Genomic DNA, 13,983 nt, shown 5'->3' with positions numbered 1-13,983 from the left:
GTACTCTTAGTGTTCCGTCCGATCACTTCTTCACAAGCCGGTCACGTAAGCACACAAAGGCTTGAGAAGTTCGGAAAGACACGAGGCGGGTTCCACCCGCCGTCGCCTGGCATACCGCTCGGAGAAAAAAATGGAACAGGTTCACATAAGCAACTTCGTGCGCGCCGCAGCACTGGCGCTGGCCGCCGCAGCACTCGCGGTGACGGGCGCTTTCGGCCCGGCGGCGGAGGCCTCGGCAGTCGGCACGGCCACCAAGACGTTCGCCTCACCGTCCGGAGCCGACGGCAAGCTCGCCGCGGACAACGGCGACATCCCCGTCTGCTGCTAGGGAAGACGGACGCCAGGACGGCAGTCGTCTTGACGTCCGCACGGAGGGTGCCAGTCATGGGGCGCCGGCAACTCGGACACGGCGCCGGCCCTCAGCCTCCCGGCGTCGGCGACTGCTCGAGCGAATCCTCGGAGAAGGTCTCGCGGTGCCCCAGACAGCGCATGCTCTGACGGTAGGCCCACACGGCGCGCGCCTCCTCACCGCACAACCGGAAGATCTCCGCCAACTCGGCCCAGGCGAAGGCTGCCTGGCGGTTCGCCTCGGACGCCTCCAGCATCAGGGCGCCCCGTTCGTAGGCCTCCTGGCACGCTTCGCGCCGGCCCATGGCGAGGTGAGCGGCAGCGAGCACCAGGTAGTTCCGCGCGCTTTGCAGACGGTGCTGGGCCCCGAGGAGCTCCAGCGCCTCCTCCGCGTTCCTGACGGCCATCATGGGATCGCCCAGCCGCAACTCCATGCGGGCCAGGGCTGACAAGCAGTACGCGACGTCCACGCTACTGCCCACCTCGCGCAAGGACGCGTAGCTCTGCTGGAGCAGCTCGCGCACGGGCTCCGGCTCCGGCCTGTCCGACTCCAGCAGCAGCATCGCGTAGGCGTTGCGCAGCCGCGCCAGGGCCCGTGCGTCTTCCCCTTCGGCGTAGCTTGCCAACGCCTTCTCGATCAGCACCAGGGCGTCCGCAGTCTTGCCGTTGCGGTGCAGGACGACACTGGCGTTCCAGTAGGCCGCGCCCCGGGCACGGGAGTCGGTGACCAGGTCGGCCTGCTCGATGGCCTTGCCGGCCAGGTACGAGGCACGGTGCAGATCACCGCGCTCCATGTAGACACCGACGAGCGTGGACAGCAACTCGACGCCCACGACCGTCGGTGTGAGGCCGAGTCCGTCCAGCTCGGCCAGCGTGTCCTCGGCCACTTCGATGGCGTGGGAGAGGTCGCCGAGTTCGCGGTAGCACCGGCACAGGGCGATCACCGTGGTCAGGCGCGGCACCGAGTCGGGCCTGGCCACCGCGGTGGCGTGCAGCTCCTCGAGGTGGACGACCGCCTCCTCCAGCCTGCCGAGGTTCTCCAGAGCACGGGCCACACCGTAGGTCGCCTTGTACCACGACTCGGGCCGGGAGGCCTTGTCCAGTTTGCCGCGGACGGCGAGGTACGCCTCGCACGCCGCCTGGGCGTCACCGGCGTTCAAGGCGGTCTCCGCGAAGCTCAGTTCCACCGCCAGCCCGGTGACGGACAGCGCGGGCTCACCGCCCAGCTCCGAGACGTCACAGTCCAGCCGCGCGGCCAGCTGCGCGAGCACCTCGGGCGATGGCGTGCGCTTGCCCGCTTCCAGCAGCGAGATGTAGCTGGGTGAGAGGTCGTCACCTGCCAGCTCCGCCTGGGACATGCGCGCGGCCCGACGCAGCCGCCGAATCCGCGCACCGACATCCGCCTCGACAGCCGTGTGCTCCGATTCGGGATGTCGGCTCACGTGATCGCCTCCCATGTGACGTCGTTCCAGTGTCCCTGCCGGACGATGACGCGGTACTGACGGCAGCGATGTGGGGCGGGCCGGCACGGTGGGGGTGGAGGCCGCCCGGGAGCGTCGGGCCGGCCGTGCCGCGACGGCGGACCGGACCTTCGTCCCGTGTGACGGAGACCGCGTGAGCCTGCCCGCATGCGATTGTGCCATCGACAGGACCGTCACACCGATTCCCCTGGGAGAACCATCCCCGGCGAGGCACGTTCGGCCGCGGCCGCCGGGCCGCAAGCATCGAGCAAGTGCCTCACGAGAAGATGCGTTCCACCGACCGGGGCGACCTCACGGTGGCGGCTGTGCGCGCCATCGAGGAAGGCGATAAGGTCACGAAAACATCGGACACATGTCCGATTTACTGGAGAGGTCACGGCCATGCGTCCGTTGCACGAGGACGGGCTTCGGCCACGATCGCGGGGAGGGCCGGTGCCGCAGCGGAAGGACGCACCCCTGCGCTCGGACGCGCAGCGCAATCGCGAGCGCATCCTGGAGGTGGCGCTGGCCGAGCTGACGCGCTCGGCGGACGCGCCGCTGAGCGCCATCGCGAAGAAGGCGGGCGTCGGACAGGGCACGTTCTACCGGCACTTCCCCAGCCGTGAGGCACTCGTGCTGGAGATCTACCGCCACGAGATGCTGCAGGTCGCCGAGTCGGCGGCGCCGCTGCTGCACAGCCGGGAGCCCGACCGGGCGCTGCGCGAGTGGATGGACCGCCTCGCCCGGTTCGCCATGACCAAGGCCGGCCTGGCCGACGCGATCCGCCAGGCCACCAGCGCGCCCGGCAAGCCGGACAAGCCGGGGCACGCGCCGGTGACGGAGGCGGCCGAACTACTGCTGCGCGCCGCCGAGCGGGCCGGCACCATCCGACCGGGCATCACCGCGGAGGACCTCTTCCTCGCCATCGGCGGCCTGTGGACGCTCGACCCGCACGACGACTGGCAGACCCGCGCGACCCGCCTGCTGGACCTGGTCATGGACGCGCTGCGGGCGGGGGCGCCGGCGAACCAGTGCGGACCGGGCCGCGACGTGTCCGTCGGCCGCCCCGAGACGATCTCAGTCCCCGCGTAGCCCTTCATAGTGGACCAGCAGCGCACGCCCGTCCGGGACGAACGGCCAGCCGGGGTCGGCCAGTCGGGCCCGGAGCGCGTCCCAGGGCAGCCAGCGGCCCTCGGCGACCTCCTCCGGCTGGTGGACGATCGGGCCGTGCAGCGTCGGCTCGTACACCGTCTCGTAGAGGTGGGCCAGAAAATGGGTGTGCGGGTCCTTGAACCAGCTCCGGCCGACCGGCCGCAGCATGCAGCCCGTCACACCGAGTTCCTCCGCCAGTTCCCGCTCGGCCGTCTCGTCCGGGTGCTCCCCCGCCGCGACCACACCACCCACCCAGACGTCGTGCAGCCCGGGGTACAGGTCCTTGGTGTCGGTACGGCGATGCACGTACACCCGTCCGCGGCCGTCCCTGACGAGGGTCTTCGCGGCGGCGTGCGGCAGGTTGCGTGCTCGCATCCGGCTTCTGGTCGCACGGCCGACGGCCCGGCCCGGCAGCTCGTCCGGTGCGTACAGAGCGACGATCTCTTCCATGCCCGTCCTCTCCCCTACCGGATCTCCACCAGAACCGTGCCCAGGTGGCGGCCCGCCAGCAGATCGAGCAACGCGCTCGGCGCCCTGTGGAGTCCGGCCACCCTGACGTGCGGGAAGCGCAGCCTTCCCTCGCGCAGCCCTGCGCTGAATTCGGCTTCCCAGCGCTCCGTGGAGGCCTGATGGTCGCTCACCGTGAGCCCTTGCACGGTGATGCCCCGGCTCACCAGAGCGAGGGTGTCCAGCGTGGCAGGGGCCCTGGTGCCGCCGACCGCCTGCCGGCCCAGGGCACCGACCACCGCGCAACGGGCCCCGCGCCGAGCGCAGGACAAGGCGGCCTCGAACTGCTGCCCGCCGACCGTGTCGACCAGCACGTCCACGCCCTCCGGAGCAGCCGCCCGCAACTGCTCGGCGATCGGGCCCCGACCGCGCAGCAGCACGGCGTCGAAGCCCAGCTCACGCCGCAACCGTTCCGCCTTCCAGGGCTCGCTCGTCGTTCCGATCAGCCGCCCGGCTCCCCGCAGCCGCGCGAACTGCCCGGCGACCGTACCGACCCCGCCTGCCGCACCGGTGACCATGACCGTGTCCCCGGTACGCATGCCCACCCGGTCGACCGCCAGCCAGCCGGCGAACCCCTGTGACAGGCAGGCCGCCGGATCGGGCCAGCGGGCCGGATCGATCCGGCGTACGGCCGTGGCCGGCAGCAGGGCGTACTGCTGCCAGCCGCGGTCGTGCCGGACCAGTTGACCGGGGCGCAGCTCCGTTCCGGGCGCTTCGACCACGTGACCGAGTGCCGCACCGCCCAGGGCCCGGCCGGGCCGGTAGGGAGCCATCGGCAGCACCTGCTCCGCGGCCATGAGGGTGCGGGTCGCGGCGCCGACGCGCAGCAGGAGATTGCGCACCAGCACCTGCCCGGCTCCCGCCCGGCGCAGCGGCACCCGAACGGTCTCGAAGTGTTCGGGGCGTAGCCCGCCTGCCACGTGGACGGCCAGCCGGACCTCCTCGGCGGTATCCGGCAGCGCCCTGGTGGTCATCCGCCGGCTCCCGGCCGGACCACGGCGAGCGCGGCGACCGACACCCCGAGATACAGCCAGGCCAGGTAGCCCATCGCAGGCCCGGGCAGCCAGGTCGGTGTACAGAGTGAGGCGAACCGCTCCGCGCCCGTCACCAGGAAGCCCAGCGCCGTCACCGGCAGCCAGCCCGCCAGCGCTTCCGTGCCGTGCAGTTCCCAGGGTTTCACCACCGCCAGCGCCAGTCCGGTCCCGGCCAGCGCGCACCCCACGGTCAGCGCGAGCGAGCCGCGCAGCCCGATCACGTTCGAGTAGAGCGTCGCCCCCGGCACCACCTGAGCGCCGGTCTTCCTCGCGAACTCGAAGTGCAGGAAAACGAGCATGCACAACAACCCGCCCACCAGTGCGTGCGGCGCCGAGCCGCCGCCGGTCGTCTCCCGGAACGACAGCCATATGTGCACGCTCAGGATGGCTTGTACCGGATAGCTCACCAGCAGATTGACGAAGATCCGGTTCCGCACGGTCGCCGACCAGCGCTCCAGCAGCACCAGGAAGCAGATGTAGAGCAGGCCGAACAGCAGCCAGCCCGTCAGCAACGGCGACCGCCATCCGGTGAGGGCGAGTTCCGCGACGACGATGAGCGCCATCGCCGTCCGCAGTTCCCGCACATCGATCGCGCCGCGTGGCAGAGGCCGGCCCGGATGGTGGACGCGGTCGTACTCCAGGTCCTTCTGCTCGTCGACGACCCGGATGAACAGGAGCGCCAGATAGACCGTGGCCATCTCGGCGAGCAGCGGCCCTCCAGTCGTCCACTCGGCCCCGGGGGTCAGGAAGGCCAGGATGCTCTCCAGGGCGAGCACCCACAGGAAGGCGTAGGTGGCGTAGACCCGCCAGGGTGCCCGCTCCGCGAAGAAGGCACCGAGGCGACGGACACTGCCGGCGGCCCGCCTCGGCGTGCCGGTCACGCGGCGGGGGGTGCCGGTGACGGTCATGCTCCGTCCCCCTCCAGGATCGTCACGGTGCCGGCCGCGCCGTCCATCTCCACCAGGGCGCCGTCAGGGATGCGGCTCGTCGCGTGCGGGAGTGCCACGATGGTCGGAATCCCGAACTTCCGTCCGGAGATCGCGGTGTGCGACAGCAGCGTGCCGCGTTCGACGACGATGCCGCGTGCCGAGAGCATCAGGAACAGCCAGCCGGGGTCGGTCTCGCGGGCGATGAGGATCATGTCGTCACCGGGCACACCGAAGTCGTTCGGATCGACGACCACCCGCGCGGTTCCGCGCACGACACCGCCGCTGGAGCCGAGTCCGTGGAGCACCCCGGCGTCGGCCGTCACCCGGGGGCGTTCCGGCAGGGCCGCCCGGACCGGGCCCATCGTCACGAAGTCCATGGGCAGTTCGCCTCCCCGGGAGTCGAACTCGGCCTTGCGGACGGCAGCCAGGCCCCGCAGGTCGTCGGTGACCGCGGTGCCGTCGTACGTTCCGAGGATCTCCTCCTCCGTCAGGTGCACCACGTCCTCGGCCCGGTCCAGCAGTCCGCGCGTGACCAGGTCGGCGCCCAGCCGGCGATAGACCTGACGGCCGAAGCCGAACAGCTCGCTGCGCCGGTAGCGCGTGTTCTCGCGCATGTTGATGTGCCGGCGCTGTCCGGCCAGTACCGCCCGCAGTGCCCGCCTGCGCAGCGGCCGCGCGGCGAGCTGCTCCGCCAGCCTGCGCTCGCCCGCACGCCGGGCCTCGGTCTCCCGCCGCCGCAGCAGCGCGCGGGTCAGACCGCTGCGCGCGTAATCGGCTGCCATGCGCAGGAGTTGGGAAGGCTGATCGCGGGGCACCGCCACCTCCAGTTTCAGCTCTTGCAAGCCTCGGTCGCCGTGCAGCTCGGCATGTCTGCGGATGCGGTGGGCGAGCCCCTCCCCGTGCAGGCCTCGGTCGATCTCCGCCCACACCTCGTCGGCGGGTTTGACGTCGAGAGCCTCCAGGACGTCCGGCGTGGCGCGCATGTGCTCGGCGATCTCGACGATGGACATCAGTATGACGACGCTGCGGTTCTCCTCTCCGCCGCACAGCAGGTCGCTGTGCAGCCCCGGGTCGGCTCCCGGTACCCAGCGCTCGAGCATCTTCATGGCCATGGTCTCGTGCATCTGGAGCAAGATGTCGTTGACCAGTGTGATGCCCCAGCGGTCGCCTGCCTCTTTCCACAACGACCTCATCAGCTGGGTCAGTTGCAGCGGATCGGCGGTCTCGGCGGCCTCCCGGTGCGCCTGGAGGACTCTCTCCCACCAGGACTCGAACTCCCTCACCGCCCTGCCGTGCGTCAGCATCCGCCACGCCAGCCCTGCGAGGGCTCTCGCGGTGGCCGGCAGCAGCGTGGGGTCGGTGAGCGGCGGGGTCGGCGTCACATGCGTCACCGACGGCGACATGCCCATCATCCGCTCGAAGCTGCCACGCCAGAGCGGGAAGGTCCGGCTCATGCCATGCAGCGTGTACCAGGTGCTCAGCGAGTAGTAGACCCGGCCGCGCAGCAGGCCGATCATGCCGCGGAGCTCGCCCTCGTGCCGGTCCAGGGTCTTACGCGGTACGCCGAGCAGACGGTAGAAGTCGTGGAAGTCCTCCCGGTAGAAGCGCTGCGCGAAGGAATAGGTCAGGGCGGTCGTGACGTCGGGATAGGACTCGGTGATGTTGGCGTTGCTCCACAGCCGCTGCCGGTCCAGTTCCAGCACCACGGGGCGGGCCTGCAGGATGTGCAGCCGGCCGTCCTCCGTGAAGGTGCCCTCGACGTCCTGCGGGCAACCGAAGAGCTCCTCGATCCGGTCCCCGGTCGCCACCACCTCCCGGATCTGCTCCTCCGACAGCGCGGGCAGGTCACGCAAGTCCTGCGGCACGGGCACCGCGCGCGGTCCGAGGGCGAGCTGCCCCGGGATCTCCCGCAACGCCTGGGTCTTGTGCGCCGGCACCGAACGGATCGTGTCCCCGCGCCGGCTGATGAAGTAGTGGTCGACGGGGACCTTTTCCTGCACGACGCCCTCACCGATCCCCAGGCCCGCCGCGAGCACCCGGTCCCGGGCACCTGTCAGCGGGTCGCACGTGAACAGGACGAACGACCGCCGCCCGAACTCCATGCGTTGCACGCCGACAGCCACCGCGAACCCGTGCTGGGTGCTGCCCCGCGCCGCCCGGTAGAGCAGCGCCTGGGCACCGAAGGCGGACGCCCAGCACTGCCGGACCCGCTCGATGAGCTGATCACGGGTGACGTACAGGAAGCTGTCGCTGATTCCCGCGAAGGCGTCGTGCGCCGAGTCCTCATCCGCCTGTTCGCCGCCGCCGACCACGGACGAGCGCACGGACACCACGGCGTCGGCACCGAAGACCGCGTCGAACGCCTTGTACAACTCCCGTTCCACGGTGGGCGGAACCGGGACGCCGAGCACCAGCTCCCGCAGCCGCGCGGCCTTGTGCTCCAGGCCCTCGGGATCGGCCGCGTCGACCGTGGCGAGCAGCGCATCCACGTCGGCCCGGATCGGCTCGAGGACGTCCCTGAACACCGCAGCGGACACACAGAAGAACCGGGGAACAGGAAGGCCGGCGGCGGCCATCCGCGCCTGCCGGGCGAACTTGGGGCCGACCTGCCGCTCGGCCAGCAGGGCGCGTCCACGCAGCACCGGACGGCGTGTCGAGGGACGGAGTTCCATGGGGTGCCTCACCAGACCCAGGGGATGACACGGCGGTGGGTCGCCGCGTAGTCGGAGTAGCCGGGCAGCGTCAGCAAAGTGCGCTCCTCGATCAGGATGCGGACCACCAAGGCCATCAGGAGGAGCATCAGTGCCGCCGCGCTGTAGGTGCTGAGGAAGAACAGCACGTACACGATGTGCGCCAGCGCCATCCCGAGGTAGGCGGGGTGGCGGACCAGGCGGTACGGGCCGCTCCTTACGATCTGGTGGTCACCCAGGACCCGCACGCGGTGGGAGTAGAACCGGCCCAGCGTACGGATCGCCCACAGCCGCAGGCCCACCGCGCCGACGAAGATCACCGGCAGCGTCAGCAGCCACGGCCGGTACGTCCGGTCGTCGGCGGTCGCCAGGCAGGCCGCCACCAGCGTTGCCGTGCGCGCCGTGCCGTACGCGTAGAGAGTGCCGCGGTCGGTCGCCGAGTCGGTCGACTGCGAGCTGCGCACGGTCGTCCAGGTCTCCAGCAGCAGCCACACCAGGTGCAGGCCGGCCAGCACCGCCGCCAGCCGCTGCCAGGGGTCGGAGAAGTCGAGCAGTCCGCGCACCATCGTGGCGGTGGTCGCTGCCACACAGGCACCGAGCACGAACAGCGGGTATCTGCGCAAGAACCAGTTCATGAAGGACGGAACCTCCGGAAGGCGAAGGGAAGGCGAAGGCAGCTCAGGGTGCGACGGGGCCACGGGTCGCCCGGGGCGGGCGTCCGGAGGTCGCGGCCACGGTCAGAGGGGAAGGCGCCGCGTCCTCTCCGGTTCGTGGAGCGCCGGCCGCTCCTGCAGTTCGGCCAGGGCGTGGGTCGTCTCGTGGATCTGCCGGGCTTCGATCCGGTCGGCCCGGGACTCCTCCATCACCAGCATGTCCATCGATCCCGACGCGGCGAGGACGTCCGTCTGCAGCACGTCGCACCGGCCCGTGAAGCGCAGCCGGTCCGGGCCCTTGTGCTCGACCTCCTCCAGCGTGTACTCCAGCCGGGTCGGCAGCGGAAGCAGGAACTTGTGGAACAGCGTCTGGAGGGAGTTCAGGATGAACCGGCGGGGCGTGCGCGACGGCGTCAGCAGGAAACGCTCCCCGACGGCGAGCGAGAGCTGCCGCACCCCCTCGGTGATGACCATGCCCGTGATGTGGGATCCCGTGGTGTGGTCGAGGACCATCTCCTGCCGGTCGGAGATTCTGAGCACGGCCTCGAACCGGTTCTCCGAGATCCTCCGCAGTCCCGCGATGAGCACGTTGTCCGGATTCCGCTTGTGCACTTCCCAGTGCTTCAGCGGGGTCGGCAACGGCACGTCGACCAGGAGCGACTCCGGCAGCCCGCGGCTGCGCAGCGTACTGCGCAGGATCTCCCTTTCGTACGCCTCGATGCCCTGGCCGGGCACGATCACCGGCGGTGAACCGGATGCCGGTTCACCATCGAGCAGGGCACCGAGCCGGGACAAGGGAACCAAGCCGGCCGCATGTGATCTGCTGGCCAGATTGTCACCCACGACGAACACCAGATTTCCCAGCATGGTTCCTCCCGCTCCACAGGAAATTCAGGAGTTAGTGGGCTTCAGTCTTCGGCCGACGGCTTGTGTGCCGTTGGACGATTCGGTGGCAGCGGGCGGTCAGGCGGTGACAAGCCGACGGCAAGGGTGCATGCCCCTGCCGAAGGGTCCTGCCCGATTCGGGAGCGGTCCGGCGATGCCGAGGTAGCGTTCCCCGCATGGACTTTCACACCACCGTTGAGCGTGCTCAACGCCTCAAGCACCTGCACGCCCAGGACAAGCCGCTCGTGCTGCCGACCGTCTGGGACGCCTGGTCCGCGCGCACGGCAGTGGCCGCCGGGTTCCCCGCGCTGACGGTCGGCAGCCATCCCCTCGCGGACTCCCGGGGAGCCGAGGACCACGAGGGGCAGACCTTCGAGGAGGTGATGGCCGCCGTCAGGCCGATCATCGCGGCGGTCGACGTCCCCGTGTCCGTGGACCTGGAGTCCGGGTACGGGCGGAAGCCCGCTGAACTCGTCGCCGGGCTCATCGAGGTCGGCGGGGTCGGCCTCAACATCGAGGACACCGTCCACTCCGACGGGGGACGCGTGCGCAGCACGCAGGAACACGCCGCCTTCGTGGCCGATCTGCGGACAGCGGCCGACGACGCGGGAGTTCCGATCTGGGTCAACGGACGCACCGACCTCTTCGTACACGCCCAGGACGCTGCCGAGGTCCTCGACGAGGCGATCGAGCGACTGCGGGCACTGGAGGCGGCCGGAGCCGACAGCGTGTACCCGGTGGGCATTCAGGACGACGACGCGCTGCTCGCCGCCGTGACCGCCGCCGTCGCCGTACCCGTGAACTCCACGGCCCATCCCGTCAGGCACGACCTCGATCGCTTCCGCCGTCTCGGTGTCGGCCGGATCACCTACGGCCCGTTGCTGCAACTGGCCATGGCGGACACCATGAAGGACATGCTCAGGCCCTGGGCGCCGTGAGCCGTTGACCGGGCCCGGCCGCCGGTCGTCCTGCGAGGAACACACGGTGGAGAGCGACTCCGGCCGGTCCCGCGATCGCCCGCCCGGGCTCGATCTGGTCGTGGTGGCGCTTTCGTGCAGCGTGCCGTCGTGGCGGCTCCTTGTCAGGTCGTCTGCAGCGCGACGGTGTGTGCCGGTGCGGGGGTGGCGACCGGCGTGGGAGCCGGGGCGAGGAGGAGCGGGTCCACCGTGACGGTGGTGATGCCGAGCGGGGCGGTCAGTGCGCGGAGGGCCGGTGCGGGGAGCCGGATCCACTGCCGGTGCGGGCCGAGTGTGTCGGTCAGCCGGCGTTCGGAGGTGAAGCCGGCAGCCGTACGGACTCCGAGGGGCGTGTTGGCAGGCCCCGGACGCGGGGAGGCGAACCGGGGCTCAGCGACGACGTCTGGACCGGCTCTTCCTGCTGCGGCATGTCTCTGACGGACGCTGACGCCGCTCCCGGTGGCCTTGACGGCCTGCCGGCGCGGCGGGTGCTCGGCTCCGTCCACCCCGATGTCGAGGCAGGGACGGCCATCTCGTCGCGTCGCGTCGCGTCGCGCAAGGATCTCGACCGAGCCGGCCGCCGGACCGGTGCGGGCCCATGGGCGCCGCACCGCCGACCTGGGATTCGTCTGCCGCAACCGGGTACCCGGCGCCGGATCACGCAGCCCCCCACCCACCTGGCCGCGCAGGTCGTGGCCGGTCGGAAGCAGAGGAACGATAGCGATGAGCCAGCCCAACCCCATCAAGCGGGCGGCGGACAAGGTCACCGAAGCCATCCAGGGCACCGGCGGCGGCCCCGAGGAGGGCGTCCCCGGCAAGCCGGCCCCGGAATCCCCGAGCGTCGCGGAACCGGTGGAGCCGCGCGAGCCGCTGCCGCCCAAGCTGGACCAGAGCGGACCCGACACGATGTCGCCCACCGGGCAGGCGACCGGCGCCGCCCAGGCCCGCATGGCCCAGTCCGGCGCCTACCTGACGACCGCGCAGGGCACCCGGCTGTACGACACCGACCACTCGCTCAAGGCAGGCCCGCGCGGACCGGTGCTGCTGCAGGACCACCACCTGCGCGAGAAGGTCATGCACTTCGACCACGAGCGCATCCCGGAGCGCGTCGTGCACGCCCGCGGCGCGGCCGCGCACGGGGTCTTCAAGAGCTACGGCACCGCGGCCGGTGTGACGAAGGCGGCGTTCCTGGCACCGGGCGCGGAGACCCCGGTGTTCGTGCGCTTCTCGACGGTGCTGGGGTCCCGGGGCTCCGCCGACACCGTGCGCGACACCCGCGGGTTCGCGACGAAGTTCTACACCGAGGAGGGCGTCTTCGACCTGGTCGGCAACAACATGCCGGTCTTCTTCGTCCAGGACGCCATCAAGTTCCCGGACATCATCCATGCCGCCAAGCCGCACCCGGACCGTGAGATCCCGCAGGCGCAGAGCGCGCACGACACCTTCTGGGACTTCGTCACCCTGCACACGGAGGCCACCCACCACACCCTGTGGAACATGTCGGACCGGGGCATCCCGCGCTCCTACCGGATGATGGAGGGCTTCGGCGTCCACACGTTCCGCCTGGTGGCGGCCGACGGCTCCACGACGCTGGTGAAGTTCCACTGGAAGCCGAAGCTCGGGGTGCACTCCCTGGTGTGGGAGGAGGCGCAGCTCGCGGGCGGTGTCGACCCCGACTTCCACCGCCGCGACCTCGCCGACGCCATCGAGGCGGGCGCGTACCCGGAGTGGGAACTGGGCATCCAGACGTTCCCGGACACGCCCGACCAGACCTTCGAGGGCATCGACCTGCTCGACGCGACCAACCTCGTACCCGAGGAACTCGCCCCCGTGCAGCCGATCGGGCTGCTGACCCTCAACCGCAACCCGTCGAACTACTTCGCCGAGACGGAGCAGGTCGCCTTCCACGTCGGGCACCTCGTGCCCGGCATCGACATCACGGACGACCCGCTGCTCGCCGGCCGGTTGTTCTCCTACCTGGACACCCAGATCACGCGGCTGGCCGGCCCCAACTTCGCGCAGATCCCGATCAACCGGCCGCACGCGCCGGTCAACGACATGCAGCGGGACGGCTTCCACCAGGACGCGGTGCACCGCGGCGTCGCCCCGTACCGCCCCAACTCGCTCGACGGCGGCTGCCCGTTCCTCGCCGGAGCCGACAACGGGGCGTATGTCGAGACACCGGTTCGGGTGCCGGAGGCGACGAAGGTGCGGGCGGCCTCCGAGTCGTTCTCCGACCACTTCAGCCAGCCCCGCCGGTTCTGGCTGAGCATGAGCCCGGTGGAGCGGGAGCACATCATCGGCGCCTACACCTTCGAGCTCGGCAAGTGCTACGAGCAGGCCGTCAAGGAGCGGGCGCTGCAAGTACTGGCCAACATCGACGCCGAGTTGTGCGCCGGCGTCGCCCAGGGCCTCGGCCTGCCGGCCCCCGAGCCGACCGTGCCGCCGGCCGATGTCGCCCCCAGCCCCGCCCTGTCCCAGGTCGGGCAGACCTGGCCCACCGACGGCCGCCTCATCGGCATCGTCACCGGCCCCGACGGAGACCTGGACGGCGTGCGCGCCGTACGCGAGGCGGTGCTCGGCGCGGGCATGGTGCCCCTGGTCGTCGCCCCCACGGGCGGCATCCTGGGGGCGGGCGACGACGCGCTGACCGTGCAGCGGACGTTCGTGACCGCGCGGTCCGTCGAGTTCGACGCCCTGCTCGTGGCCGGGGCACCCGCGGCGGGCGGCGACGCGCACGGTTCGCGTGACGCCAAGGCGCTGCCCTCCGGGCGCCCGGGCGCCGTCGATCCGAGGGTGGGCCTGCTGCTGGCCGAGGCGTTCCGCCACGGCAAGGCGATCGGCACCTGGGCGGGCGGCGAAGCGGCACTGGAGGCGCTGGGGATTCCCGTCGACGCGCCCGGCGTCGTGGTCGGGCAGAACGGCACGTCCGTGCTGGAGCGGCTGCGCGAACTGATGGCCACGCACCGCGTGTGGGAACGCTTCGGCACGACGGTCTGAGGCAGCGGGGGGGTGGAGCGGGGAGGTCCGCCGCAGCCGCTCCACTCCCCCGTCCGGCGTCGACGGCCGGATCCCCGCACGACGGGAAGGCAAGGCCGGCACGGACGGGTGCCCGGGCGCGTCATCGGCCGTCCGGGGCCGGTGAAGACAGGGCGTTCTCACCTCACGATCCGCTAAACCGCCCTCGACGGATTGTCACTGCTTCGAGGTAAGCAGCTGGTCTCCCCGGTGGATGTGGGCCCTTCAGCGGCTAGCTTGCTGCGGGTGGACGGAACCTGGTCGTCCCGCCCGCTCATTGCCCACTCCTCCCTGTCTCCCGGTCGCGCACCCGTGTGGGCCGGACGCCCCGTCGTGCAAGGAGAAGCTCCT

General features: G+C 71.1%; 12 protein-coding genes. 4 read left to right on the top strand and 8 right to left on the bottom strand.

Features of this window, described 5'->3' with window-relative positions; translation table 11 throughout:
* The first annotated feature begins 130 nt into the window (after positions 1–130).
* Positions 131–328 (top strand): hypothetical protein, encoded by a 198-nt coding sequence (locus ACF07N_RS30720; RefSeq protein ID WP_392119137.1) that lies wholly within the window; start codon positions 131–133, stop codon positions 326–328.
* A 91-nt stretch (positions 329–419) separates the two neighbouring features.
* Here the strand turns inward: ACF07N_RS30720 and ACF07N_RS30715 are convergent, their stop codons facing one another.
* A complete protein-coding gene (locus ACF07N_RS30715) occupies positions 420–1,805 on the bottom strand; it encodes a helix-turn-helix domain-containing protein (protein ID WP_392119135.1) in 1,386 nt (461 codons plus the stop codon).
* A 456-nt stretch (positions 1,806–2,261) separates the two neighbouring features.
* On the opposite strand from ACF07N_RS30715, the gene ACF07N_RS30710 reads away from it, so the two are divergent.
* Entirely contained in the window at positions 2,262–2,900 is a 639-nt protein-coding gene (locus ACF07N_RS30710) for a TetR/AcrR family transcriptional regulator (protein WP_392119132.1), read from the top strand.
* Here the strand turns inward: ACF07N_RS30710 and ACF07N_RS30705 are convergent.
* The 6 genes from ACF07N_RS30705 to ACF07N_RS30680 all read right to left on the bottom strand — a co-directional run bounded on the left by ACF07N_RS30705 (position 2,886) and on the right by ACF07N_RS30680 (position 9,640).
* Entirely contained in the window at positions 2,886–3,410 is a 525-nt protein-coding gene (locus ACF07N_RS30705) for an NUDIX hydrolase (RefSeq protein ID WP_392119129.1), read from the bottom strand. The genes ACF07N_RS30710 and ACF07N_RS30705 overlap by 15 nt on opposite strands.
* A gap of 14 nt (positions 3,411–3,424) precedes the next feature.
* Positions 3,425–4,441 (bottom strand): zinc-binding dehydrogenase, encoded by a 1,017-nt coding sequence (locus ACF07N_RS30700; RefSeq protein ID WP_392119126.1) that lies wholly within the window; start codon positions 4,439–4,441, stop codon positions 3,425–3,427.
* The gene (locus ACF07N_RS30695) at positions 4,438–5,409 is read right to left on the bottom strand and encodes a hypothetical protein (protein ID WP_392119123.1); all 972 of its coding nucleotides are present in this window, start codon (positions 5,407–5,409) and stop codon (positions 4,438–4,440) included. The genes ACF07N_RS30700 and ACF07N_RS30695 overlap by 4 nt, the downstream gene beginning before the upstream one ends.
* Positions 5,406–8,102, bottom strand: coding sequence for a PEP/pyruvate-binding domain-containing protein (locus tag ACF07N_RS30690; RefSeq protein ID WP_392119120.1), 2,697 nt, complete (start codon positions 8,100–8,102; stop codon positions 5,406–5,408). Before ACF07N_RS30690 ends, ACF07N_RS30695 begins: the two co-directional genes overlap by 4 nt.
* Before the next feature lie 8 nt (positions 8,103–8,110).
* Positions 8,111–8,755 carry a methyltransferase family protein gene (locus ACF07N_RS30685; RefSeq protein ID WP_392119117.1) on the bottom strand — a complete coding sequence of 215 codons (645 nt, stop codon included), beginning with the start codon at positions 8,753–8,755 and terminating at the stop codon, positions 8,111–8,113.
* Positions 8,756–8,857: 102 nt separating this feature from the next.
* Positions 8,858–9,640 (bottom strand): AfsA-related hotdog domain-containing protein, encoded by a 783-nt coding sequence (locus ACF07N_RS30680; protein WP_392119114.1) that lies wholly within the window; start codon positions 9,638–9,640, stop codon positions 8,858–8,860.
* 194 nt (positions 9,641–9,834) lie between these two features.
* On the opposite strand from ACF07N_RS30680, the gene ACF07N_RS30675 reads away from it, so the two are divergent.
* Positions 9,835–10,596, top strand: coding sequence for an isocitrate lyase/phosphoenolpyruvate mutase family protein (locus ACF07N_RS30675; protein ID WP_392119111.1), 762 nt, complete (start codon positions 9,835–9,837; stop codon positions 10,594–10,596).
* Between the two features lie 143 nt (positions 10,597–10,739).
* Here ACF07N_RS30675 and ACF07N_RS30670 read toward each other — a convergent pair whose 3' ends face one another.
* Positions 10,740–11,357 (bottom strand): SAV_915 family protein, encoded by a 618-nt coding sequence (locus ACF07N_RS30670; protein WP_392119521.1) that lies wholly within the window; start codon positions 11,355–11,357, stop codon positions 10,740–10,742.
* Here ACF07N_RS30670 and ACF07N_RS30665 point away from each other — a divergent pair.
* The gene (locus ACF07N_RS30665) at positions 11,338–13,614 is read left to right on the top strand and encodes a catalase (RefSeq protein ID WP_392119108.1); all 2,277 of its coding nucleotides are present in this window, start codon (positions 11,338–11,340) and stop codon (positions 13,612–13,614) included. The two genes, ACF07N_RS30670 and ACF07N_RS30665, sit on opposite strands and share 20 nt — an antisense overlap.
* The last annotated feature ends 369 nt before the right edge of the window (positions 13,615–13,983 follow it).

The sequence above is a fragment of the Streptomyces sp. NPDC015242 genome (assembly GCF_043079125.1).
Classification (GTDB): domain Bacteria; phylum Actinomycetota; class Actinomycetes; order Streptomycetales; family Streptomycetaceae; genus Streptomyces.
The sequence above is the reverse complement of the archived record's forward strand: the minus strand, read 5'-3'. Positions and strand labels throughout refer to the sequence as shown.